The organism is Micromonospora sp. WMMD1102 (assembly GCF_029626265.1).
GTDB lineage: Bacteria > Actinomycetota > Actinomycetes > Mycobacteriales > Micromonosporaceae > Plantactinospora.
The window spans coordinates 5,640,252-5,664,641 of sequence record NZ_JARUBN010000001.1; the positions used below are offsets into that span (position 1 = coordinate 5,640,252).

The window sequence follows — 24,390 nt, forward strand, 5'->3', positions numbered from 1 at the left end:
CGGCTGGTCAGTCCGCACCCGGGACACAGCTGGTCAGCCCGCACCCGGGACACAGCTGGTCAGCCCGCACCCGGGGCCCGGCTGGTCAGCCCGCTCCGAAGCAGACGAAGGCCGCCGCCGTGGCCCGCGCGGAACCGTCCCCGCTGGCGGCGAACTCCCGCTGGGCGGCGGCGAGCGCCGACGCCGGCCGGGCACCGGCAGCCATCCGGCGGTGCAGGTCCAGCATCAGCGCGGTGGTCAGGTCCGCCGGCACCGGCAGCACGGTGGCGACCAGGCTGCTGGCACCGATGGCCAGCAGTACGGAGCTGAAGCCCATCACCTCGTCCCCCGGGCGTACGCCGGAGCGCCCCGAGTCGCAGGCGGAGAGCACCACACAGCCGGGCGGCCGGGGCAGCCGCTCCAACTCGTAGGCGGTAAGCGGGCCGTCGGCGAGTTCCAGTGTGGAGAAGAGCGGGTTGTCGGCCCGGAACGTGCCGTGCGCCGCGACGTGTGCCAGTCGGGCCCCGTCCAAGGCGCTGGTCACCGCCTCGGCGGTCGCGTCCGCGCCGGTCAGCACGCGTGCCCCCGGCAGCACCCGGGCCAGTTGGCGTACCTCGGTCGCGGCGGCGGGCAGGCGCGGGCCGGCGGCCAGCAGCGGCGGGCCGTCCGGCAGCGTACGCCGGCTGGCGGCGAGCCACGCCGTCGCCGACGGAGCCACCGTCACCGGCCGTCCGGCGCAGGTCGGCAGCCCGGACCAGGCGACCGCGTGCAACTCCCCGATCGGCACCAGCACGAGTGGCCGGTCGGCCAGGTGTGCCCGGAGCGGCCCGAAGAGCTGCCGGTCCAGCACTTCCGAGGTGTGCGACACCCCGGCCCGGGCGTCCGGGGTGTCCCCGGTGACGACCAGCCGGCGCAGGCCGAACCGGTGCAGCCGGGCCGCGTGCAGCGCCGCCTCGACCTGGCCGAGGTCGTGCAGGGTCGCCCGGCCGTCCCGGAGCAGCACCGCCCGCAGCCGCTCCCGGTGGGCCACGAGTTCCACGAGTACCGCCGGGCCGAGTTCCTCGGCGAGGGTGCGCAGGCCCGGCGGTGCCAGCAGTCCGCCGCCGCCGTCGACCCCCCGGGCCAGTTCCCGGATGTGTCGTTCGAGCCGGGCCTGGCGACCGCGCAGCGCGGTCACCGGCCGGCCCGCGAGCAGGGCCTCCTCCAGCGCGCCGCTGACCATCCGCAGCTCGGCGAGGGCGGCGGCCAGTCCGACGTCCTGGGGTGGCAGGACGGCCCGCATCCGCAGCGTGCTGGCCCGCCACCGCTCCGTCCAGGCGAGCACCCGGGCCGGCGTACCGGAGCTGATCGCGAGGTCGACTCCCTCGGCCGCGAGTTCCTGGCCATGTGCGCCGCTGTGCGCGCGCAGTTCGGTGGCGCCCAGCGCGGCCCGGTAGCCGTCGAGCACCGCCAGTCCGCGGCGCAGGGCGCGGGCGCCACCCCGGTGGTCCCCGGCGAGCCGGCGGGACAGCGCCAACGCGTACCAGCCCTGCGCCCGCCGGGACGCCGTGCCCCGGCGGCGTGCCCGGGCGGCGACCGCCAGCAGTTCGAGGGCCCGCCCGGTGCGGTCGAGCGCGGCGGCCAGCCCGGCGGCCTCGATCCGGGTGGTAAGCGCCGGTCCCGGCCATCCGGTGCCGTCGAGCTGGTCGGCGGTACGGACCATCGCGGCCAGCAGCGCCGCCGAGCGGGTACCCCGGCGCAGTTCCGCGCGCAGTTCGACGTGCCGGGCGAAGGCGGCCCAGGTGCGGCGACCCTGGCGGCGGAACCGGACCCGGGCGGCGGCGGCGGACTCGGTGGCCGTGGCCAGGTCACCGGCGAGCAACGCGGCCCGCGCCTGGGCGAGCAGCGCCTCGGCGAGATCCGAAGCCATTCCGCGCCGCCGCAGTTCCCGGACGGCGAGGCCGGCCACCTCGACCGCCTCCTCCACCAGCGGCACCGAGAGCAGCAGTTCGAACCGGTCCAGCAGCAGCGCCGGCCGGGGCACCCTGAGCTGGGCGTACTCCTCCTCGACGGCGGCGAAGCGGCGCAGCGCCCCCGGGATGTCGCCGCCGTGGCCGGCGGCGATGCCGAGGTTCCACCGCACGTCGGCAGCGGCCAGGTCCAGTCCGAGCCGCTGGAAGATGGCGGCGGCGCAGCCGAGGTCGTCGGCGCCCAGGGTCGCGCCCCGGTGGGCGTTGAGCAGTCCCCGGTTGTTCCGGGCGCGTGCCTCCAGCGGCAGGTCGCCCTCGCGGCGGGCGATCTCCACCGCGATCCCGTACTCCCGGATCGCCTCCTCGAACTGGCCCCGGAAGTGCAGCACCACGCCCCGCTGCATCCGGGCCCGCCCGGCGTCGGCGCCGGTCAGCTCGGGCAGTGCCGAGGTGACCGCGGCCAGGGCGGCGGAGGTGCGGCCGGCGTTGGCGAGCACGTACCCGAGGCTCATCCTGGCCAGCGCCGCCACCCGGGGCGTCCCGGCGGCCCGCAGCGCGCGGCGCAGGTGCCGCAGGGCTCCCGGCAGGTCGTTGAGTTCCCGCAGGGCGAGCCCGATGGCCCGTTCGGCGGTGGACCGCTCGTCCGGGTCGGGTTGCCCGGTCGTCAGCACCCGCCGGCCGATGGTGATCGCCTCGCGGGGATAGCGCTGGACGGCGTCGAGCGCGGCCCGGGCCGTCGCCGCGGCGGAGCCGACGCTGTCACCCATCCGGATAGAATCCCCGATAAATGACCTTCGGTCAATCTGTGCGGTTATCCGAAAAGAGGTGATTCCGGGCCGTCCGCCGGGCCGACAATTATTGACAACCAACTATCGGTGGAAAAGAATTGACGCCGCCGGGGAACGTCCGAGAAGTTGACCACTCCACCGCACTTTCTTCGCTCATTTGGAGGACCGGTGTCGCCGTCCCGTCCCGTCGCGCCGCGTTCGGCCGGTCGGTTCTCCCGTCGGCATCTCCTGGCGCTGGCCGCGCTGGCCGCGGCCACCCCGTTGGGCGCCGGACTGCGACCGGGTCCGGCCGGCGCCGGCTCCGGCGGCGAGGGCGACGACGACGCGTACCAGCGGGCATTCCAGCAACTGCTGGCCGCCGATCCCGAGGTGCGACTGCACGGCGAGACCGGCCGGGAGTTCCTCTACCGCCCCCGGCAGTTGCTGGTAGCCGACCCGGACGCCCAACGGGTGCTGGCCGCGCTGCGGAAGGCGGGGCACCAGGCCACCCCGGGCGGCCGGTTCGCCGGCGTCACCCGGCTGCGCTTCGACCGGGAGACCGAGGTGCCCGCGGTGGTGGCGAAACTGCGCGACCCACGGCAGTGGCCCGAGCAGCCGGTCCCCCGGGTGCAGCCGCACCACCTGCTGGTCGGCTACGGCAACATCATGGGCAATCCCGGCGGCCCGCCCCAGGTCGCCGCCGCGCTGCCCGCGCCGGATCCGGCGCACGCGCGGGACGGCGCCGGGGTGACGGTCGGCGTCTGCGACACCGGGGTCTGGCGGCTCGCCGACAGCCGGCACCCGCTGTGGCTCGGCGGCAGCTACCTGCCGCAGGTCGACGACGAGGACCCGCTCTACCTGCACACCGACGTGCTCGGCCCGCAGGGCGGGCACGGCACCTTCGTCGCCGGAGTGGTCCGGCAGGCCGCGCCGGGCGTGTCGTTCGATCCCGAGCCGGCGCTGCACCCGACCGGCATCGGTGACGAGGAAATGCTGGTGGCCGCGCTGGCCGCCCTCGACCCCCAGGTGTCGATCGTCAACCTGTCGCTCGGTTGTTTCACCCAGGACGACCTGCCGCCGCTGCCGCTGGCGAACGTCCTCGGCGGCCGGCGGCAGGGCAGCGTCGTCGTCGCGTCCGCCGGCAACGCCGGCACCAGCCGGCCGACCTGGCCGGCGGCACTGCCCGAGGTGCTCGCGGTGGCCGCGGTCAGCCGGGACGCGGCCGGGCTGGCCCCGGCACCGTACAGCAACCACGGCTCCTGGGTGGACGTGTGTGCCGTCGGCGAGCGGACCAGCACCTTCGTCGACGGCCGGCTGCTGCTGCCCGGGCTGCCCGCCAGGCAGTTCCTCGGGTACGCGAGCTGGGCCGGCACCTCCTTCGCGGCGGCACACGTCTCGGGCCGGCTGGCCGCCGTGATGACCGGCAACGGGCTCGACGCCGAACAGGCCCGCCAGTTCCTGCTCGCCCAGCCCGTCTGGCACCCCGACTATGGCGTACTCGTTGACTGAGCGTCCGGACCGGACCGCGCCCCCCGAAGCCTGCCCGACGCACGGGTCCGGGAGTGCGGGGCCGGACGTCCGGACCACGGACGGCCCGGCGCCGGACGGGATCCTCACCGTGCTGGTCGCCGCCGCCACGAACGGTGACGAGTTCGCCTGGGCAGAACTGGTCCGCCGCTACACCCCGCTGGTGCTCTCGGTCATCCGGGCGCACCGGCTCAACCGCACCGACGCGGCGGACGTGAACCAGACCGTCTGGCTGCGCCTGGTCGAGCACCTGGACCGGGTACGCGAGCCGGCCGCCCTGGCGACCTGGCTGGTCACCACCACCCGACGGGAGTGTTACCGGCTGGTCCGGGTCGGCCGGCGCACCCAGCCGTTCGACCCGCTCGACGACGCCGTCGAGGCGACCATCGGCGCTCTGCTCCCCCCGGACTTCACGGCGCCGGACGAGAACCTGCTCCGGGCCGAACGCCGGCAGGCACTCCGGGACGGTTTCGGCCAGCTTCCGGCACGCTGCCGGGAGCTGCTGTCCCTGCTGGTCGCCGACCCGCCGGCCAGCTATCGGGAGATCGCGCAGCGGCTGGGCATGCCGATCGGCAGCATCGGCCCCTCGCAGGCGCGCTGCCTGCGGAAGCTGCGCGACTCCCCCGCGCTCGCCGCGTACGTCGGGTCGTCCTCGGACGCCGAGGGGAACGGAGGTGACCGGAATGGGGCAGTGGCCGCCGGTCGATGACGACGCCCTGCTGCGCGAGCTGGGTACGGCCCTGCGGGAGGCGGGACCGCCGCCGGAGCAGGAGTTCCTGTCCGCCGGCTTCGCGGCGCTGCGTTGGCGGGCCCTGGACGTCGAACTGGCCATCGCCGAGCTGACCTTCGACTCGGCCTGCGACCTCGAACCCGCCGGGCTCACCCGGTCCGCCGGCTCCGACCGGGCCCTGGCCTTCCACGCCGGTCCGGTCGCCGTCGCGATCGAGGTGACCGCAAGCGGCATCGTCGGCCAGTTGTCGCCGGCCCGCGGTGGCCGGGTCGTCGCCCGTACCCCGCACGGCCCGTACGAGGAGGTGCCGGTGGATCCGGTCGGCTTCTTCTCGCTGGGTCCGCCGCCCGACGGTCCGGTCCAGCTGCACGCCCGCACCTCGGACTATTCGGTGGCGACCAGTTGGGTCTCGCTCCGCTGACCCACCCCGCACCGCCGAGCGCCACGGGTACGGAACCCGGCCGGGAGCCGTAGCCCCCGGCCCAGCCGGCTTCCGCGCCTGACCTGGCCCGACCGGCCCGACCGGGGCGACCGCCCATCCCGGTCGAGGGGTGGCGCCGGCGGCCCAGAGGTTTGCCCCTGGCCACCACCTGCCACAGACCAGCATCGGCCTCGCGTTCACTCTCGCCAGGTTTCTCGGCTTCCGCCGCTACTTTGACGACTGGATCACCATCACCACCCTCGCCGCTGACATCTGCCGTCAGCTCGACGACCGACGCCGCGAAGGCGGGGCGCTGAACAACCTCGGCCTCGCCCTGGCCGAGGTGCGCCGGTTCGACGAGGCCATCACCGCCCACACCCAAGCCGCTGAGATCTACCGCCAGCTCGACGCCCGACACGGCGAAGGCGGGGCACTGAACAACCTCGGCATCGCCCTGCAGCAGGTGCAGGGCGAGCATGGAGATCTCCTGGGCCTCGCGGTCGGTGCCGGGCAGCTCGGCCTCGCGGCCGTAGTGGATGGCCAGGTTCGCCGACTTCCACTGCTCGACGACCTGCAACCCTTCGTGGATCTCGCGGCGCAGGGCCGGGTCGGCGAGGTAGTCGGCGATGAACGCCGTCCGCACCGCCCTACCCAGTTCCTCGATCGCGGCGAGGTGGGGTGCTTCGGGCCGCGGCTATGGAACCGGCGCAGGATCTGCTCGGCCTCGGCGGTGCCGAGCTGCAACGCCCGCGCGTACTTGATCATCTGGTCGTACTGTTGGGTGATCAGATCCCAGTTGATCGCCCGGGTCAGGACCGGCTCCAGACCCGGGTACGCCGCGCCGTCGTGCGGGCGGTACAGCCGGGCGGAGCCGATGTTCTTCAACCGCGGCAGCAGCCGGTAGCCGAGCAAGTGCGCAGCCGGCTACCGCCGTTTTTTACAAGATCAGGCGTCAAGGGCCAATTCGGACCAGTTGTCCTCGGGCCACCGCTCCTCGTCAGGGCTCCGGTCCGCCAAGGTGCAAAGCGCCTGAAGGATGGCATCAACGGTTGCCCACGTACGCGCCCGCCCGAGCCAAGCCAGCTCGGCCATGTGTGAGCACGAGATCGCCCCGGCAACGCCGGCGAGTACCACGACCGTGGCACCGGCCGCGACGGCGATCGCTCGATCGACGGTGCTCATGGAGCACCACCACCGCGGACAGAAAGCGAAACGGTCGCCTCGATCACCAGTTGCCGTGGTGATTCAGACGACCGTGCCCATTTGCGGTGTGCCCCCGGCAGGATTCGAACCTGCGCTCCCGCCTCCGGAGGCGGGTGTCGCTGTCGGTCTAAGCTTGGCCTCTGACCTGCGTCTTTGCAGGCCGCGTCTAGCCGAGCCTTGGAAGCTTGGCCGCCTGTTTGCCGGACGACTGCACGTCTGTGGTCCTGTGTGTAGCCGGCTCCCGATTGCGGGTTCGGGGGGCCATCTAGATACAGTCAGGCGGTGAATCTGGACGAGGCGTTAGCCTTGCTGCGTCGGTCGGAGGAGCGCTTCGCCGACAACGACCCGGATCCGCTCTGGGATAACCCGCCTTGGTACGACGGGTACGTCAACTCGTCGCCTGAGGAGCAGGCGCGACTTCGAGATGCCGCCGAGTCGCTCGCGACGGCAGGCGACCGGCGGTACCCGTATGCCTGGGAGCTGCTGAGGTCTGCCGTGATCGAGCCCGATAGGTTGGGCCGCCTGCTGCACTTCTATCTGGATCGCCGACTCGATGATGGCTCGAAAGTTTCTTCCCTTTTGGGGGGCCTCTACGACCGGCTTGGTGCCGCCGATCAGGACCGGCTGCAGCGCGTCTTCGTGGCCCGACCGGACCGGCATCTGAGCGTGGGTGTGGGGGTTCTGAAGCATCGGCCCGTCGGTGAGGCGTGGGACGCGCTGGCGGCCTACACGCTGGCGTGCAACGACCCCGCCGAGCTCGCCAAGATCGGTCGCCGGCTTTGGGACGTCGACGATAGCCTGGTGATCCTTCCGCGCCGTGACGGTCGTCGCCTCGCGTACCGGCGCGTTTGTGCCTTCTACGAGCTCGTGCGAGGCAAATCCAAGTCCGTTCTTGAGTTGACAGCCTCGCACGTGACGCTAAACCACGAGGAGTTTTGCGCACGGGTCGGTCTGATCAAGGGCACCGAACTGACCAGCGAGGGCTCGGGCAACCCGGTATGTCACACGTGCCAGCGATCGCCTCGATAGCAACCCGGCGATAGCCGGGTTCGAGGCCGTCGCACGCGGTCCGTCTCGACCACCGTCTGCATCCGCCGGTGCAGGAAGGTCACTAGGTCGACCGCTTGAACCAGCCGAGAGCTGTGTGACGGGGCGAAGTGCAGCGTGTCGACGATACGGTTGATCTGCCGTGAGCGGTACCCGCCGGTGCCGTCCTCCCGGTAGCGGGTCAGGTCCGCGCGGTGTGCCGCCTGGTTGTCGACCTCGTCGGCGATGACCAGCGCGAGCTGTTCTTCCTTCGCGGCGAAGGCGTCGACGCGCTCCAGGACGTGCGACAGAACGACCTCGTGCGCCGGCTTGGGCTGGACGTACCGCTGGGTCAGGCCGTGCCGGTTCACACCGCGCAGGATGATCGTGACGTCGTGCGCGCCGATCGCCTTCAACGCCTGGTTGTAGACCGCGATCCGGACCCGGGGCGGCACTCCCGACCAGCCCAGCTCCCCGTGGAACATGTCGTAGCCGTGCATCTCCGCGTCGACGGGCACGCCATGGACCTTCGCCACGTCGGCCGCCACAGCATCGAGCGCGCTACCACTCCTGCCCAGCCTCGCCGCCGTCAGGATGTGCAGGTGTTGAGCATCGTCTGCAGTCGGCGCTGGTCCTGGTCAACACCCGCCTGGTCGACCGGGTCCTCGACGATGCGGACTTCGCCGGCCGGCTCACTGCCAACGATCTGCGCGGCCTGACCCCGTTGTTCTGGTCCAACGTGGCGCTGCACGGCACGTTCGAACTCGACCTCGACAAGCGCATCGACTACGGCCGCGCCGCCGCCGCGACACCCGGATCCGGCTCGCCGCCCCCGGCGACGAGCCGGCCGTGACCCACCTGCTGAACCTGGCCGACGGCATGGGCCTGGACCCGCCGTCGAGCGATTCATCGCCGAGGGCACTGTGGCCGCCACCCTGCTGATTGGGCCGCGGCACGGCACGTCGGAAATGCTGCGCGAGCGTCTGGACCGCACCATCGCCGCGGCGGTGCCCGTCGACGTTGGAGGCGCACGGCATCTGCCGCGGCGAGTTTTGCTCGGTTCGTGTCGGGCCCTGCTGGCCGGCCGCGAAAACGGGGTGACGGGTTCGGGGGTTCGCACGATGATCGCTGCGTGGTCGGGATTCAGGATGGCGGCGGTGAGGACGCATCGACGTCGGGTCTGGCGCGTTCGCGCGGCTTGGCGGTGGCGTTGGCCGTTGAGTTGTCAGACGCTGCGTGGGTGCTCGTCGACGACGCCGAGGGTGGGTTCGTCGTTGATGTTGTTCCTCGCAGGGTGGGCGCTCGCCGGGTGAGCTGGGGGGACTTTGGCGTCGGGATCGTCGTTCAGGTCGGTGACTTTGGCGGTCGCTGGGAGCTCGGCGGTGACGAGGAGGATGTGGCGTACCTGGAGGACATTGTCAGGTCGGTGGTGGCCGGTCGGGTCGTGGAGATTTTCGGGGTACGCCGTTCTCGGGTTGTCGTGATCCTCGCTGACGGCACCAGGGAGGTCGAGACGGGTTACGAGGGCCCGGCGGGCTGTCTGCCGATGCCGCTTTGGCCGCGCTGGTCAAGGCGCAATGCCGTCAACTTAGCGTGTCTGGCCTGGTCAGGATCCACAGTCTGATCGTCGTGCGGGGTGGTAGGGGTTTCTTGTAGTCGTCGGTCTGGCGGGGGTAGCGGCGGCCGGGTTGTCGTTGCTGGCGGGCGAAGCTGCGGTTGCGGGGTGTGGCGGGTAGCAGGTTGCGTTCGTCGGTGATTTCGTAGATGACGTCGTTGACCAGGTCGGTGAGGTCGTCAGGGGGAAAAGGCCGCGTCGTCACTGACGTGACGCGCGGCTGCTTGAAGGGTGCGGGTGAACGATATGCGGTCGGGGTCGAGGTCGGCGTGCTCGGCACCGGCCACGATCAGCGCGCGGATGGCCTGGTAGACGCAGAGCAGTGCGTAGACCTCCTGGTAGACCAGGTCCGGGCGGCCGGAGCGCAGCACGACCTCGGCACCGCCGCGTAGCCGGGTTTCCACATCACCGATCGCGGTTTCCAGGGTCCACCGTTCGTGGTAGAGCTCGGGGAAGTCGCCCAGGGGGTAGACGTCCGGGTCTAGCAGGGTGGTGACCAGGCAGAACAGCTCGCTGACCTCCCGGTTGCCGTGCTCGTCCGGCTCGGATTCCACCGTGTACTCGATCACCCGTACCGGGATGCCGGGGAACTGCTCAGGCGGCACCTTCGTCTTGCGGCGGCGCAGCCGGCGGGCCTGCTGCGGGTCGGCGATCCTCGATACATACGAACCGTCGGCCAGGACCTGCAGCACCGGCAGATCGATTCCGGCCTCGACCCGCAGTACCGCGTGCGCGTCGGCCGCCAGGATCGCGGTCAGGTCTTCATGCGACAGGAAATTCCGGTCAGCAACGACCACGTCCCCGCGGCCCAGCCGCGGCCACAGCGTGCGGGCCAGGGTCTGCTCCCCGGTAGCCAGCACATCCACACCGGCGCCTTGCAGGCAACGGGTACCGATCTCGGCCAGAGCCACCACCCGGACCTGCGGATACCCCACCTGCCCGGCCGCGTTCGAGGGCATCCCGAAATGCGCCACGTTCTCCGGCGTGCGGGCCACGTTCACGGTGAACCCGTCGGCGGCCAGCTTGCGCAGCCCGTGGAAGTACGCCCACGGTGCGGCCCGCGCATCGGCCACCATCGGCCGCATCGAGGTCGCCAGCACCCCGCTCATCGCGTCTGGCCCCAACCGCACCCTCGCCTTGGCCAACGCGGCCGCCGACGGCTGCATACCCACCTGCCGACGCGACCGGTACCGCCGCGCCCACGACAACCCGCCGAGCAGCTTGTTCCACACCTCCGCATACGCGCTGTCGAGGAACAACACACACGCCATCACGTAGTACGCCATCAACCGGGCCGGCAACAGCCGATGCCGCCGCTCCCGCGCGTCCCACCGCTCGATCGCCAGATCCACCAACTCCGGCGGAAACGCCGCCGTCAACACCCCGATCCCCACCAAATCCGGCAACCGCGTCTGCAACCCAGTCTTGACCTGACCAGCCCTCGCCACGACCACAGATCATAGACCGACCCACACTAAGTTAACGCCATTGGCCCAGAGGTGCGGCCGTACATGAGGATCGTCGAGCTCCGTTGATACAAAATCGCGGGTAATTCTTCCGCCTCACATTCCACCTTATTCGAGAATTACTCCGTCCCCGGCATATGCGGGCACGCGCGGCAATCGAATTCTTCGCCTGTTCCATCGACTCCGGACACTGATTAGAGTCATTATGCCGGCAACCGAGGGAGCGCGCCCTTCACTCTCGTCGCCCCAGTGTCCCCGAAGAGAAGGAACCCGCATGAGTACTGCGAGTACACGCCTGTTCCGAACTCCCATCGTGTTGTTCGGCGCGGTACTGGCGGCGCTGCTGACCGTCTCGACGAGCAGCGCCGCCCTGGGTGGCGACATCGCCGACGGGTCGAAGGCCGGCGCGACGGTCTCCGCGCGTACCGACGCGTTCATGCAGGACATCGCGTCGGATGTCGGGAACGAGCCGGACGGGGCGATCTATTCGTCCTTCTTCAACAGCCCGGACGTCAAGATCTGCCCCAGCGGAATCGAGTGCGCCTCGCACACGAACCCGGTCGTCGGATCGACCAGCCACATCTTCGTCAAGCTCCGGAACCCCGGCCCGTACGGCTCGGGGACCAGCTCCGGCACGTTGCGCGCGTACTACACCACCTCGGGTGGCGCGGCGAACTGGCCGGCGCACTGGACCCCGATCGGCTCGAGGAGCCTGCCGGTGACGCCCGGTGAGACGGTCACCTCGATCGAGTGGTCGAACGTGCCGTCCATCGGTCACTTCTGCCTGCTGCTCCGCTGGGAGTCCGAGACCGACCCGATGAACTTCGAGGGCACGGCGACGTCCGTCAACACGCAGTACAACAACAACATCGTCTGGAAGAACGCCAACACCGTTCCGGCCGCACCGGGCGGGCCGCCGGTGGACCGGCCGTACGCGCTGGCCAACGCACTGCCGGTGCCGGCGGACTTCGACCTCGTGTTCCGGCCGGCGGAGCAGGTGAAGCCGGGCGTACGGGTCGTGGTCGACCTCGGCCCGGAGCTCTTCGAGCGCTGGGTGCGGGGCGGCCGAGGGGGCGAGGGCGTCCGGGTGGTCGGCCGGAGCCAGCTGGAGGTCGACCCGGCCGGGGCGCAGATCAGGGGCATCCTGATCGATCCGGAGGAGCGGCCGGTCGTCAGGTTGAGCTTCGCTGCCGGCGAGGCGGCGCAGAAACCGTACGTACTCCAGGTGTTGCAGATCGGTCCGGCCCGTGAACTCGGCGAGAAGTTCGTGCTGGGCGGGGTGGACTACACCATCGTGGCGGCCCGGGGCTGACGGCTGTGCCGTGGGGGGTGCTGGTGGGCCGGGAACGCATCCCGGCCCACCAGCCCGGCAGCACAGGCCCAGCAGCACAGCGTTCCCGGCCGTGGCACGCTGACCGGCATGAGGATCTACGCCGATCGCTTTCCGACCGCCACCCGCCAATTCCTCACCGACCTGCTCGTCGTCGCCTGGGTCTACCTCTGGGTCCGGGCCGCGATGTGGCTGCACGACCTGGTGCAGAAACTCGCCGTACCCGGACAGAAGCTGGAGGGGGCCGGCGGTGGGCTGGCCGACAACCTGGCGGACGCGGGCGGCAAGGTCGGCCGGGTGCCGGTGGTCGGCGACGACCTGACCGAGCCGTTCGAGAAGGCCGCCGGGGCGGCGCGGGCGATGGCCGACGCCGGCCGGGACCAGCAGGAGCTGGTCGGCGAACTGGCGCTGGCGCTCTCGCTGGCCCTGCTGGTGTTTCCGCTCGGGGTGGTGCTGCTGGGGTGGCTGCCGCTGCGGGTCCGCTGGATGCGGCGCGCGGGTGCGGCCCGGGCGCTCCGGTCGGCACCGGCCGGACGGGATCTGCTGGCGCTGCGGGCGCTGGCGAACCAGCCGCTCCGCAAGCTCACCCGGATCGACCCGGACGTGGCGCAGGCGTGGCGGCGGGGTGACACCGAGGCGGTGGAGGCGCTGGCCGCGCTGGAACTGCGGGCACTCGGGCTACGGTCCGCCCCGGTACGCCGATGACGTCTCGGACGCGGCGCCGACGCCTTCGACTCTGACCAAACCGAACGAAGACCTACCAAGCGGAAGGACGAACAGTCATGAGTGCTCCGTTGAACTGGCCTGACGTGCAGGTCAAGGCTCGGGCGACCGATCCCAGGTGGGACAGCGCCGAGCGGGTGGAACGGCGTGTCCGGATGCGGGAGCAGATGCTCACCTCGGTCAGCGGCGCCCAGCTCGCCGAGATCCGCAAGCGACTCGGCATGACACAGGTGCAGCTCGCCGAGGCGGCAGGGGTGTCACAGGCCCGGATCAGCCAGATCGAGAACGGCGAGGCGACCAGCCTCAAGACGTTGCGGGCGTACGTCACCGGTCTCGGTGGCCACCTGGAGGTGGTCGCCCGGATCGGCAACATCCAGCTGAAGGTGGCGTGACCGCAGCGGTTCACCTCTGCTGGCCGACGCGGGACCGCACGACAACAATGTGCGGGCGGGCGACATGATCGTCTGCCGGTGCGCCGGCCGCCATCCGCACGCCGACGCACCGCCGACACCGCAGGTCGAGGATCTCCGTGTACGCACACCAGCAACCGCCGGACGCCTTCCCCCGCCGCCTGCTCGGCGCCACCGGCCTGCGCGTCACCCCGGTCTGCATCGGCGGCGGCCCGCTGGGCAGCATGCCGGCCCTCTTCGGGTACGACGTCAGCGCCGAACGCGGCACCGAGACCGCGCTCGCCGCGCTGACCGGCCCGTTCAACTTCCTCGACACCGCCGCCGGCTACAGCGACGGGGAGAGCGAACGGCGGATCGGTGCCGCCCTGCGCCGGATCGGCGGCGTGCCGGAGGGCTTCGTGCTGGCCACCAAGGTCGACCGGGACTTCGGGACCGGCGACTTCTCCGGCGAGCAGATGCGCCGCTCCGCCGAGGGGAGCCTGGAACGGCTCGGCCTGGACCGGCTGCCGCTGGTCTATCTGCACGATCCGGAGCACATCGGCTTCGAGCAGGGCATGGCACCGGGCGGCCCGGTCGAGGCGCTACTGGACCTGCAGCACCAGGGCGTGGTCGAGCACCTGGGGGTGGCCGGCGGCCCGGTGGAGCTGATGGCGCGCTACCTGCGTACCGGGCACTTCGCGGCGCTGATCACACACAACCGGTGGACCCTGGTGGACCACTCGGCAGGTGAACTGATCGACGAGGCGGTCTCGCTCGGTGTCGGTGTGGTGAACGCGGCACCCTTCGCCAGCGGCATCCTGGCCAAGGGGCCGGACCGGTTCACCAAGTACGCCTACCGGGATGCCGACGCCGCGACGCTTTCCCGGATCCGGGCGATGGAGGCGGCGTGTGCGGCGCACGGCGTACCGCTCGCGGCGGCTGCGCTGCAGTTCTCGCTGCGCGATCCCCGGATCACGTCCACGATCGTCGGGGTGTCCCGCCCGGAGCGGATCGCCGAGACAGCCCGCCTGGCCAGTTGGGATGTCCCCGATCAGTTGTGGGAGGCGTTGGCCCCGCTCACCGCCCCGAAGGAGTCCTGGCTCCACTGAGCCGGCGCTGTCTCTCTGGCATGGCTCACGCTGTGGGCTTGAGTGCGGTCGACGGATGACCGAGGGAGGTCACCCCGAAATGGACACACAGCGGGCATGGCACGCCGTGCCCCGACTGCCGCCGTTATCGCGATCCGCCGGTTAGTCGGATGCGGGTGAGCAGGTCGAGGATCTCCCGGGTCTCGGGGTGGTCGGGGCCACGGGTGGCGACGAGATCATCGTAGAGCGGACGGAGGGTCCGGGCGGCCTCCCGGAGCCGGTTCGCGGCCAGCAGAAGAATGCCGATCTGTGTGCGTAACTCCAGCGCGTCCTGGCTGCGATCGTCGTGCTGGCTGCGCACGTGCTCCTGGACGGCCCGGAACCCCGCGAGGGCGGCGTCGGTGTCGCCCAACTCGGCGTGGCAGTACGCCGCCTGTTTCCGGCACTCCAGCACCCGCAGGTCGTCCGGACCCAACTTCCGGGCGAAGGCGTCGGCCAGTTCCTCGAACGCGGTCAGCGCCCGTCGGACGTCGCCACCTAGAAACAACACCGCCGCGTGGGTGTTCCGCAGTTCCAACACGCGTGGGTGGTCGAGCACGCCTTCGGCGTCGGCTGACGTCAGCGCCGCGTCCAGCACCGCGACGGCCTGCGAGAGGCGGTCGGAGTCGACGAGCTGCGAGGCCCGTTCTTCGGCGTTGTCGAGTTCCTTGGCGAGTGTGGTGGGCAACACCTGTCGCCGTGCGACCACGGGCGACGGAGCCGATGGCACCGGCCGTGGCACGCCCGGTGGCGCTACCAGGCGGCGCGGGGCGAGCGGATGCCGGTAGGGGCGGGTCGGATCGGCCGTGGCTTCGGGATCGCCATCGGGCTGACCGGTCCACGAGGCCGCAGGAGCACTCGGCGCCGGCAGGAACGGGCTGAGCCGGCCGAACACCTCCTGCGCCGAAACGGGGCGGTCTTCAGGCGCCTTCTCCAGCAGGTCGAGGACCAGCCTCTCGACTGCCTCGGGCACGTCGCCCCGCAAACCCCGAAGCGGTGTCGGACGGTCGTGGACGTGCTGTAGCGCCGCGTCGTTCGCCCCGTCGAAGAGCCTCTTCCCGGCGAGCATCTCGTGCAGCAGGCAGCCCAACGCGTAGAGGTCGCTCCGCGGGCTGACACCGACACCGTGGAACTGCTCGGGTGACATGTAGTCCCGGCTGCCGATCATCTGCCCGGTACCGGTCAACTGAGTGACGTCGGTTCGGAGCACTGCGGCGACGCCGAAGTCCAAGACCTTGACGTTGCCGTCTCCGTCGACCATGACGTTGCTCGGCTTGAGGTCGCGGTGGACGACCGGAATTGCGTGGGCGTGGGAGAGCACGGCGCAGACCTGGGCCGCGATGCTGACGGCCCATGGCACGGGAAGCGGACCGTTTTCGGCGAGGAGGTCGGCAACGGTGACCCCGCGCACGAGCTGCATGACCAGATAGAGCTGTTCGACGTCGTCGGTACCCCGGTCGATGGCGGCGTCGTAGACGGCCGGTACGCCGGGGTGTTCGATCTTCGCGGTGATCCTGGCCTCGCGGCGGAAGCGCTCGGCGAGCTCCCGGCGCAGTTCGGCCGGGTGGTGGCGGTCGCCGCGGATCTGCTTGACGGCGACGAGGCGGTCGAGGACACGGTCGTAGCCCTGCCAGACCGTTCCCATTCCGCCGTCGTCGAGCGGCTGCACCTCGTAGCGTCCGGCGATCAGTCGCGGATGCGGGGACCCCACGCGTCTTCTCCTCGCGATCACGTCCGGTCAGTCTGTCGTGGACGATGCGAACATGTCCATGCGTGTGCGAGAACGCGACACCCGCCCCGAGAGACCGAGCCCGCAGGGCCGGCTCAGGCCACGTCGGAGAGACCGTGCCGCCGCCGGATCATCCGGTACGCGAGGCGCCGGGCCTCCCGAGTCAGCCGGCCCCGGAACTCGTTGTCGGCAAAGTACCGCTCGGTGAACTTCGTGTCGGCCTCGGCCCGCTCGACCATGATGTCCCGGAAGCGGGCGTCGAACGGCAACTCGAAGTCACCTTCGTTGCGGCTGGCCACGGCCGCCTCCTGAAGCTCGGCATCCTCGGCCGCCGCGACGATGCGCTCTTCGACGCTCAGCCGGTCCGCCTCGCTCATCCCCTCGCCGTACCGCCGGTTGAACTCCTCGATGAGTTCGGAGAGCAGGGCCTTGTCCGGGTCCCGGGCGATGCCGGCGCCGCTGGTGTCGAAGCCGGGCAGGAGCTGCGCGCCTTCCGGCTCCAGGGTCATGTCGTGCTCGCCGGTCTTGGCCACCCGCAGGTGGGTCAGGTCGACCTCGCCGATGTCCATGGCCGGGTCCTGACGCCGGGGCAGCCGGTTGAGCAGGTGCTTGCCGAAGAGGTAGAGCCCCTCGAGGTCCGCGTCGACGAACTGCATCACCTGGGAGAGGAAGCCATATTTGCGGACGTAGTCGGTGAGGTCCGAGCGGAACATCTCGGCCGCGTCGGCGTCCTCGGCGGCGAGCCGCTCGAAGCGTTGCCGGGCCGGGTCGGTGAGCTGATAGAGGGCCGCATGACGGCGGTCCCACCGCTGAGCGGGCGGCTGCCCGGCCTCGGTCGAGCCGGGCGCGGGCTGAGCTCGCAGGTACGCCTCGGCGAACTCCCGCAGCTCCGACTCCACCAGGATCTGGTGGTCCATCACCGCACGCTGGATCCCGTAGAGCAGGTTGGGGTCGCTGGGGGTGGCCCGGGCCTCTTCGAAGTACTGCTTGAAGGCGGCCTGGATGTTCTCGGCGTCGTTGGCGAAGTCCAGCACGAACAGGTCGTCCTGGCTCTTCAGCGGGTGGGTGCGGTTGAGCCGGGAGAGGGTCTGCACGGCCGCGACGCCGTCGAGCGGCTTCTCCACGTACATGCTGGTCAGCAGCGGCTGGTCGAATCCGGTCTGGTATTTCTCCGCGACGACAAGGATGCGGTATTCGGTACGGGCCGGCGCGGCGCCGGGCCGGCCGGTACGGGCGGCGGCGTGGGGATCGTCGGCCCGGGTGTATCCGAACGCCTCCGGCAACTCCCGTTCGGAGAACCCGTTCAACCCGGTCTCGGTCACCTTGATCCCGTCCACCTCCAGCTCGCCGGAGAACGCGACGAGCACGCCGATCTCCGGGCAGCCCAGGTCGTCGGTGGCCTTGGCCAGGGCGTGGTACATCCGTACCGCGCTCTCCCGGGACCGGGTCACCACCATGGCCTTGGCCCGGCCGCCCAGCCGGTGCGCGGCCCGGGTCTGGAAATGGTGGACGATCACCTCGGCGTGCGCGCCGAGGGTGGCCGGGTTGAGGTAGACCAGCCGGGCCAGTTGCGCCCCGGCTTTGCCCGGGTCGACCTCGATGTCCTCGGCACCCTCCTTCGCCACCCGCCAGTAGGTCTGGTAGGTGGTGTAGTTGCGCAGCACGTCGAGGATGAAGCCCTCCTCGATGGCCTGGCGCATCGAGTAGATGTGGAACGCCCGCATCTCGTTGGTGAGCGGGTCGAGGATGCCCCACTTGTCGAGGGTCTTCTGTTTCGGGGTGGCGGTGAACGCGAAGTAGGAGACGTTCGGGCGCTGCTGGCGGGCGCTCGCCGCGGCGAGCAGCAAATCACCGTCCGCGTCGGCGTCCTCGGCGCCCTTGCCGCTGAGCACCCTGCCCAGCTTGCTGACGCTGTCGCCGGAGTGTCCGGAGTGCGCCTCGTCGACGATCACCGCGATCCGCTTCTCCTTGAGCGCCTCGATGCCGTCCAGGACATACGGGAAGGTCTGCACGGTCACGATGACGATCTTCGTAGCGGTGTTGGCCAGCGCGGCGGCCACCTCGACGGACTTCGATCCCCCGGAGCCGGTGATTCGCTCCACCACACCGGGAGTGTGGTCGAACTGGTAGATCGTGCCCTGGAGCTGCTTGTCGAGCACGGACCGGTCGGTGATCACCACGATCTTGTGGAACACCGGCTTGTTCGGCTCGATCCGCCCCGCCGCGACCGAGTCCGGGTCAAGGGCACCGGGGTCTGCCGAGCCGTGCAGGGTGGAAAGCCGGTGTGCCAGCCAGCCGATCGTGTTCGACTTGCCGGAGCCGGCGGAGTGCATCACCAGATAGTTGCTCCCCGAACCGGCGCGGGCGGCATGTGCGGCCAGCCCGAGCACCGCATGCCGCTGGTGATAGCGCGGGAAGATCAGCGTGCGGTCGTGCACGCTCGTCCGGCCGTTGCCGGCGCCCCGGCCCCTGGATCTGGCGGCCTTGGGATCCTCCACGTGCAGGAACCGCTTCAGCAGGTCCAGCCAGGCGTCCGGCTGCCACACCTGCTCCCACAGATAGGACGTCCGGTAGGCCGGTCCACCGAGGCCCGGCACCGGCGGGTTGCCCGCGCCGCCGGAGTTGCCCGGCCCGGCGGTGCCCTGGTTGAACGGGAGGAAGGCCGTCTTTCTGCCCCGCAGGCGAGTGGTCAGGAAGACCAGGTCCTCGTCCACCGCGAAGTGCACGAGGGTACGCCGGGCGAAGAACGTGTCCTTCGGGTCGCGATCGGACCGGTACTGCTCCTTGGCGTCCTCGACGGTCTGCGGACGCTGGCTGGCGAAACTCTTCAGCTCGGCTGTGGCGACCGGAATCCCGTTGACGAAGAGCGCCAGGTCGACCGACTGTTGCGGGGCGCCGGCCGAGAAGTGCAGTTGGCGGGTGACCGAGAGCCGGTTTCGCCGGTAGTCGTCGAGCGCGCCCTCGGCGATGGTGTGCGCGGGCCGGAAGTAGGCCAGCCGGATCCGGACGCCCCGGTCCCGGACCCCGTTGCGCAGCACGTCGAGCGCGCCGCGCTCGTCCAACTCGCGGGCGAGGAAGCGGGTGAACTGGTGCTGGGCGAGGGGCTGGTCGCCCCCGGCGTAGCCGACCAGGGTCTTCCACTCCTCGTGCTGGGTGGCCCCGATGAACTCGAAGAGGTGGCCGGTGTCCAGCCCGAACTCCGGCCGGTACGACTGCTGGTCGCCGCGCTGCCAGCCCGAGGCGAGCAGCGACTCGACGATCTCGCGCTCGAACGCCCCTTCGGTCAGCACCCGTTCACTCACTCGTGCCCCCAGTCAGCAGTCGTGTCACGTCGCGCCAGAGTTTGTCGAAGGACGGCGAGTTGTCCCGGGCCATCTTCAGGTCGAAGACCGCCGCGAGTGCGGCCTGGTCGGCGGCCGGCTTGTAGGCCCGCCCGTCGGTCCGGCGCTGCTTCAGCCAACCTTTGCAGTCGCGCGGCCCCTCCGCGTCGACGGGCAGCGCGAGGTCTCCGGCCAAACCCCGATGCCCGCGCAGCGAGGGCGCCGAGGCGAGGAACCATGCCTCGAACTCCCGGTTGGCCAGCACGACCGAGCTGGGCCGGTCTCCCCTGGCCGCGCGGATGCGGGCGAGCAGCCGTGGGCCCAGGTCGGCCGGGCAGTCGTCGTCCGCGTCCAGCAGCACCAGCAGACCGGCGTCCGGACCGGCGTGCACGGCGGCGGTTTCGACGTACCGCTCCAGCCCGAGCGGCGCGGTCAGGGTGCCACGGGACACCCGCAACGGGCGGGTGACCTGGACCCAGATGTCCGGGGCGATCTCGGCGGCCATCCGGCGCAGCAGCACCGGCACCGCCCGCTCCTCGCCCTGACCTTCCACTATCGCGGCGATCGTGGCGCGGCTCATCACCCGACCTCACCTCCGGCGGACCATGGTCCGGCGTGCGCCCCTTCCGGTCGCATCTGGCCGCTGCGGTGCAGTTCGCCGATGCTCATCAGCCCCTTCTCCACGATGGTGCGCCCACCGGCGTCCACCTCTCCGATCCTGGTCACCCCGTCCACATTGGCCACCGCGCGCACGTGGTCGAGCCGGACGTATTCGTTGTCGAGCAGTTCCGAACTCTGACTGGTGACGATCACCTGAGCGCGCGCCGCGGCGTCGTCGAGCGCCTCGTAGAGCGCGCCGACGCCGGCCGGATGCAGCCCGATCTCCGGCTCCTCCATGCCGATCAGGGGTATCCGCCCGGCGGAGACGGCGGGTTGGAACAGCGCGGCGAGCACCCCGGCCGCCCGCACGGTCCCCTCGGAGAGGTTCTCCCGGAGGAAGGTTTGTGCCCCGTCGTCGTCTCCAGCCTGGAACCGCGCCTGCACGGTCGAATACCGGCCCTCCCGGCGCTCGTCCACGCCCAGCGCGTTGGGCACCAGCGCCGACAGGTAGGCGTCCAGCCGCTCCTTGCCCAGCGGGTCGGCGCCGTCGAGCGCGCCGAGGACGGGACCCAGATGCTGTCCGGCCGGGCCGAGCACGGGCCGTTTGGTGATCGGCTCGTCCAGCGCGCGCAGCACTGTCGGGTCCAGCTCGTAGAAGGTCATGCCCCGCAGGCTGGACTCCAGGGTCGCCTGCGGCTCCTCCTCGCGGAGGATCGTGGCGGAGAGCCGCAACCGCTGGCTGCGGCCCGGCACCTTTAGCGGCAGCCGCAGCACCCCGTCCGGTTGCCGAATCTCGCCGGTCTCCCGCAGCACCAGCAGCGGCAGCAGGCCATCGGGGTCCGGGCCGACTTCGAACCCGTACGTCGCGGGGACCGCCTCCGCGCCGGCCATCCGGGGCCGGAGCATCAGGTCGAGCAGGATCTCGAAGGAGTCGGCCACGCCGCTCGGGCCGCGATGCAGCAGGGCATCGAGGCCGCCCCGGTCCGACACCGCCTGCGACAGCGAGGTCCGCAGGGCGTCAGAGACCAGCCGGAGTACGTCGAGGAAGTTGGATTTCCCGGACGCGTTGAAGCCCAGGAGTACGGTCAGCGGCCCCAGGGTGACGTCACAGTCGGCGATCGACCGGTAGTTCCTGACCCGGACCCGCCGGACGAACGGCACCGGCTGCGGGCCGAGCCCGAACCCCTCACTCACGACACATCCACTCCCCGAGCGGTCGTCACGTCAATCTGCCCCGTCACCGCCGCCGTAATAAGTGCCTGCCGCCGCTCGGCGAGGAGCTGAAGCTGGCGATGGACGGCGTCAATTAGCTGATCAATTCGGGCATTTTCCTCGCGAATCCGTTCAACAATCTGCTCCTGCTCGTGGAGTCCTGGCAACGGGATCCGGAGCATCTGGAGGTCGGGCACGTAGATCGTTTTGTGCGTCGATCCCATTGCCAAACGGCCGAGCAGATCCTGCCGCATTGCCCGTAGGCACCACAGGAGATAAAAGGGATTCAAGCGCGGACCGCAAGTCCAGGTCACGAAATCCTGACTGGTCGCCATGCTGGCACCCATGACAGCAGAGTATCCGGCCGATGCAGTGCGACAGAGGACGACCGTTCCCGGAGGATGCAACTCGGCGGCGCTATTCGCGAGGCCGAGCGCGCTGATGCGCTCGCGGGTCTCGGTGATGACCTCGCGCCGGTCATCACGCACTTGACTAACTTCTCCCGTGGTTATCCAGGGAATGGTGCAGTCTGTCCACCACTCCGGATGCGACCTGCTTGGCGTGTGCCCACTTCCCATTCGCGCTACGAGCCCAAGGCGAACCTCCGGCCAGCCGGCGGGCAGTGAATCCGTCCAGGCCAGCCTTGACGTACGCCGCTTTGGCTCGGTAAGTCCGGTGATATGTGCAATAGCGCCGACGTTGCGCCGCTCCCGCAAAAGGTGCGTGACCCGACGTTGCGCCTCGATTAATCCATCAATCCGAGCCGTTTCGGCGTCGAGGAAGTCAGCGATGCGGCGCTGCTCGTTCAGCGGCGGAAGGTCGATGCGGATCGCACGGACTCGTTCTGCGCTCAAATGGTAGATGTTTGCTCCGTCCGCAAGCGAGGCAAACAGTCCTGACCCAAACGCCGACCGAGCCCACCAGCCCAAAAACCGGCCGTCGGTGACACCAGCTCGTGGCCTCAGACGCAGCAGTGTGTTCTGAAAACAGACAGGCTCGCTATTCTCGGCTCGCCAAACCGCGGATGCTCCAACCGATGTAAGGCTGCCGCTCCCTTCGGTAACAAGAACGTCGCCCTGCTTGAGGCCAAAGATTCTCTGTTCATCCGGCGTGAAATTCATGGACATCACATCGCTAAGGTCCAGTCTTCCGTCTTTGACGTTGGCTGCCCGGAGATACTTGACCATAAAGGGGCCCTCGGCGTGCTGTGGCGATCGCTGCCTGCCCAGCGCCACCTCAGCGATCGAACGTACCGAGACGTTCGCCGCCCACGTCACTGCGTCACCTGGCCGAGGAGGGTTTGGACTTCTGCTTCCAGGGCCTTGAGTTCGGCGTCGATCTCTGCGAGCGGGCGGGGTGGTTGGTAGACGTAGAAGTGGCGGGTGAAGGGGATCTCGTACCCGATCTTGGTCTTGTCGTGGTCGACCCAGGCGTCCGGGACGTGCGGCAGGACCTCGCGCTCGACGTAGGCGTCGAGGTCCTCGTCCAGCGGGACGTTCTCGAAGTCGCGCAGCTCCGGGTCCGGCTCGGGGGCGCCCTTGACCATCTGCACCTCGCCCTCCGGGTCCCGGACGCCGATCACGTCGCGGAGCGCCTTCTGGAACGGTGCCCCGGTGGGCCAGAGCACCCCTGCTTCGGCCATGCTGCCGCGCAGCGCGGTCCACGCCGCCTTCTTGGTGGACCATACCGAGCCGAGCAGCGGCTTGAGAGCACTCTCCAGCGCGTCGGAGCCGACCAGCCGCTGGAGCGCCTTGGATTCGCGTACCCGGGTCAGGGTTTCCTCGGTGACCTCGAAGCGGAGCTTCAGCGGGCGCTCGACCGTGATGCGGTGATAGCCGAAGTCGCGGTTGCGGAAGACCTTCACCTTGCCGTGCTGGGGGTGCTCGGGGTCGGCGGCGATGGCGGGCCCGTCCCTGTACATCCGCATGATCTCGTCGATCTGCTTCTCGTCGATCATCTTGCGCTTGTCGCCGAGCGACTTACGCATCTTGACCCAGTAGTCCCGGGCGTCCACCAGCATCACTTTGCCACGATGGGCGGGGTCCTTGTGGTTGGTGAGGATCCAGAAGTACGTGGAGATGCCGGTGTTGTAGAAAAGCTGGTCGGGCAGGGCGACGATCGCCTCCAGCCAGTCGTTCTCCAGGATCCAGCGGCGGATCTCCGACTCGCCGGACTCGGCGGCGCCGGTGAAGAGCGGCGAGCCGTTGAAGACGATCGCCAGCCGGCAGCCGCCCTCGCTGACCGGCCGCATCTTCGCGATCATGTGCTGGAGGAAGAGCAGCGAGCCGTCGTTGATCCGGGGCAGGCCGGCACCGAAGCGACCGTCGAAGCCGCGCTCCTCGTGCTCGTCCCTGACCTGTGCCTGGACCTTCTTCCACTCCACCCCGAACGGCGGGTTGGAGAGCATGTAGTCGAAGGTGCGGTGTGGGAGCTGGTCGTCGCTGAACGAGTTGCCGAGCTTGATGTTGTCGACCTCCTGATCCTTGATCATGAGGTCGGAGCGGCAGATCGCCCAGGACTCGGGGTTCAGCTCCTGGCCGAAGGCGTACACCTTGGCGGTCTTGTTGTGCGCGAGGATGAACTCCTCGGCGGCGGTCAGCATGCCGCCGGTCCCGCAGGCCGGGTCGTAGATCCGGCGGGGCGCACCCGGCACCTTGATCTCGTTCAGGTCGGGAGCGATGAGCAGGCCCGCCATCAGCTTGATCACTTCGCGTGGGGTGAAGTGCTCACCGGCGGTCTCGTTGGAGTCTTCCGCGAACTTCCGGATCAGCTCCTCGAAGGCGTAGCCCATCTCGTGGTTGTCCACCACGTCCGGGTGCAGGTCGAAGTCGGCGAACTTGCCGACCACCAGGTGCAGCAGCTTCGCCTCGGCCAGGTGGGCGACCTGCTCGGCGAAGCGGTACCGGTCGAAGACCTCGCGGGCGTTCTCCGAGAAGCCGTTGAGATAGCCCATCAGGTTGCGGGCGGCGTCGTCGGGTGCGCCGGCAATCGATTCGAGGGTGTGCTCGGTGGTGTTGTAGAAGCGGTAGCCGGCCCGCTTGGGCAGAAACGGGCTCGGGTCGACACCCTTGGCCTCCCATTTGGCCTTCTCCGCCAGCACCGCGTCCCGGGTCGGCTCCAGCACGCACTCCAGGCGGCGCAGCACCGTGAACGGCAGGATCACCTTGCCGTAGTCGGCGCGCTTGTAGTCGCCCCGGAGCAGGTCCGCGACCTGCCAGATCCAGTTGGCCAGATTCTTCGGCGTCGGGTCGCTCACCGGGGTCCCTTCTGTCGTACC

21 protein-coding genes are annotated in these 24,390 nt (G+C 70.2%); 11 read left to right on the forward strand and 10 right to left on the reverse strand.

Annotated elements, in window-relative coordinates; translation table 11 throughout:
• Positions 1-85: 85 nt before the first annotated feature.
• Positions 86-2,695, reverse strand: a complete 2,610-nt coding sequence (locus O7626_RS25250) for a CHAT domain-containing tetratricopeptide repeat protein (RefSeq protein WP_278063580.1) — start codon at positions 2,693-2,695, stop codon at positions 86-88.
• Between the two features lie 189 nt (positions 2,696-2,884).
• Between O7626_RS25250 and O7626_RS25255 the strand changes: the two genes are divergently transcribed.
• From O7626_RS25255 to O7626_RS25270, 4 genes are all read left to right on the forward strand, one after another.
• Positions 2,885-4,204 carry a S8 family serine peptidase gene (locus tag O7626_RS25255; RefSeq protein WP_278063581.1) on the forward strand — a complete coding sequence of 440 codons (1,320 nt, stop codon included), beginning with the start codon at positions 2,885-2,887 and terminating at the stop codon, positions 4,202-4,204.
• Positions 4,197-4,931: a sigma-70 family RNA polymerase sigma factor gene (locus O7626_RS25260; RefSeq protein WP_278063582.1), complete on the forward strand. Its 735-nt coding sequence runs from the start codon at positions 4,197-4,199 to the stop codon at positions 4,929-4,931. Before O7626_RS25255 ends, O7626_RS25260 begins: the two co-directional genes overlap by 8 nt.
• On the forward strand, positions 4,906-5,373 hold the full coding sequence (locus tag O7626_RS25265) for a hypothetical protein (protein WP_278063583.1): 468 nt from the start codon (positions 4,906-4,908) through the stop codon (positions 5,371-5,373). Before O7626_RS25260 ends, O7626_RS25265 begins: the two co-directional genes overlap by 26 nt.
• 130 nt (positions 5,374-5,503) lie before the next feature.
• Complete coding sequence (locus O7626_RS25270; RefSeq protein ID WP_278063584.1) at positions 5,504-6,277, forward strand: tetratricopeptide repeat protein; 774 nt, start codon at positions 5,504-5,506, stop codon at positions 6,275-6,277.
• A gap of 41 nt (positions 6,278-6,318) precedes the next feature.
• On the opposite strand, the gene O7626_RS25275 is transcribed toward O7626_RS25270, so the two are convergent.
• Entirely contained in the window at positions 6,319-6,555 is a 237-nt protein-coding gene (locus O7626_RS25275; RefSeq protein WP_278063585.1) for a hypothetical protein, read from the reverse strand.
• A gap of 303 nt (positions 6,556-6,858) precedes the next feature.
• On the opposite strand from O7626_RS25275, the gene O7626_RS25280 reads away from it, so the two are divergent.
• Positions 6,859-7,605, forward strand: a complete 747-nt coding sequence (locus O7626_RS25280) for a hypothetical protein (RefSeq protein WP_278063586.1) — start codon at positions 6,859-6,861, stop codon at positions 7,603-7,605.
• Here O7626_RS25280 and O7626_RS25285 read toward each other — a convergent pair.
• Entirely contained in the window at positions 7,578-8,120 is a 543-nt protein-coding gene (locus O7626_RS25285) for a DUF3800 domain-containing protein (protein ID WP_278063587.1), read from the reverse strand. The two genes, O7626_RS25280 and O7626_RS25285, sit on opposite strands and share 28 nt — an antisense overlap.
• A gap of 110 nt (positions 8,121-8,230) precedes the next feature.
• Between O7626_RS25285 and O7626_RS25290 the strand changes: the two genes are divergently transcribed.
• Both O7626_RS25290 and O7626_RS25295 read left to right on the forward strand, forming a co-directional pair.
• Positions 8,231-8,455: a hypothetical protein gene (locus O7626_RS25290; protein WP_278066309.1), complete on the forward strand. Its 225-nt coding sequence runs from the start codon at positions 8,231-8,233 to the stop codon at positions 8,453-8,455.
• 279 nt (positions 8,456-8,734) lie between these two features.
• Complete coding sequence (locus tag O7626_RS25295; RefSeq protein WP_278063588.1) at positions 8,735-9,226, forward strand: hypothetical protein; 492 nt, start codon at positions 8,735-8,737, stop codon at positions 9,224-9,226.
• 170 nt (positions 9,227-9,396) lie between these two features.
• Here O7626_RS25295 and O7626_RS25300 read toward each other — a convergent pair whose 3' ends face one another.
• Entirely contained in the window at positions 9,397-10,665 is a 1,269-nt protein-coding gene (locus O7626_RS25300) for an IS4 family transposase (RefSeq protein WP_278063589.1), read from the reverse strand.
• Positions 10,666-10,957: 292 nt separating this feature from the next.
• On the opposite strand from O7626_RS25300, the gene O7626_RS25305 reads away from it, so the two are divergent.
• From O7626_RS25305 to O7626_RS25320, 4 genes are all read left to right on the forward strand, one after another.
• Positions 10,958-11,995, forward strand: a complete 1,038-nt coding sequence (locus O7626_RS25305; protein ID WP_278063590.1) for a hypothetical protein — start codon at positions 10,958-10,960, stop codon at positions 11,993-11,995.
• Positions 11,996-12,103: 108 nt separating this feature from the next.
• Positions 12,104-12,718, forward strand: a complete 615-nt coding sequence (locus O7626_RS25310; RefSeq protein WP_278063591.1) for a hypothetical protein — start codon at positions 12,104-12,106, stop codon at positions 12,716-12,718.
• Between the two features lie 77 nt (positions 12,719-12,795).
• Positions 12,796-13,128 (forward strand): helix-turn-helix transcriptional regulator, encoded by a 333-nt coding sequence (locus O7626_RS25315; protein ID WP_278063592.1) that lies wholly within the window; start codon positions 12,796-12,798, stop codon positions 13,126-13,128.
• Positions 13,129-13,265: 137 nt separating this feature from the next.
• Positions 13,266-14,234 (forward strand): aldo/keto reductase, encoded by a 969-nt coding sequence (locus O7626_RS25320; protein ID WP_278063593.1) that lies wholly within the window; start codon positions 13,266-13,268, stop codon positions 14,232-14,234.
• A gap of 124 nt (positions 14,235-14,358) precedes the next feature.
• Here the strand turns inward: O7626_RS25320 and O7626_RS25325 are convergent, their stop codons facing one another.
• The 6 genes from O7626_RS25325 to O7626_RS25350 all read right to left on the reverse strand — a co-directional run bounded on the left by O7626_RS25325 (position 14,359) and on the right by O7626_RS25350 (position 24,369).
• The gene (locus O7626_RS25325; RefSeq protein ID WP_278063594.1) at positions 14,359-15,963 is read right to left on the reverse strand and encodes a serine/threonine-protein kinase; all 1,605 of its coding nucleotides are present in this window, start codon (positions 15,961-15,963) and stop codon (positions 14,359-14,361) included.
• A gap of 113 nt (positions 15,964-16,076) precedes the next feature.
• Positions 16,077-19,283, reverse strand: coding sequence for a type I restriction endonuclease (locus O7626_RS25330; protein ID WP_278063595.1), 3,207 nt, complete (start codon positions 19,281-19,283; stop codon positions 16,077-16,079).
• On the reverse strand, positions 19,276-19,881 hold the full coding sequence (locus O7626_RS25335; protein ID WP_278063596.1) for a DUF4276 family protein: 606 nt from the start codon (positions 19,879-19,881) through the stop codon (positions 19,276-19,278). The genes O7626_RS25330 and O7626_RS25335 overlap by 8 nt, the downstream gene beginning before the upstream one ends.
• Entirely contained in the window at positions 19,881-21,095 is a 1,215-nt protein-coding gene (locus tag O7626_RS25340; RefSeq protein WP_278063597.1) for an AAA family ATPase, read from the reverse strand. The genes O7626_RS25335 and O7626_RS25340 overlap by 1 nt, the downstream gene beginning before the upstream one ends.
• On the reverse strand, positions 21,092-22,390 hold the full coding sequence (locus tag O7626_RS25345; RefSeq protein ID WP_278063598.1) for a restriction endonuclease subunit S: 1,299 nt from the start codon (positions 22,388-22,390) through the stop codon (positions 21,092-21,094). The genes O7626_RS25340 and O7626_RS25345 overlap by 4 nt, the downstream gene beginning before the upstream one ends.
• A complete protein-coding gene (locus O7626_RS25350; RefSeq protein ID WP_278063599.1) occupies positions 22,387-24,369 on the reverse strand; it encodes a class I SAM-dependent DNA methyltransferase in 1,983 nt (660 codons plus the stop codon). Before O7626_RS25350 ends, O7626_RS25345 begins: the two co-directional genes overlap by 4 nt.
• Positions 24,370-24,390 lie beyond the last annotated feature (21 nt).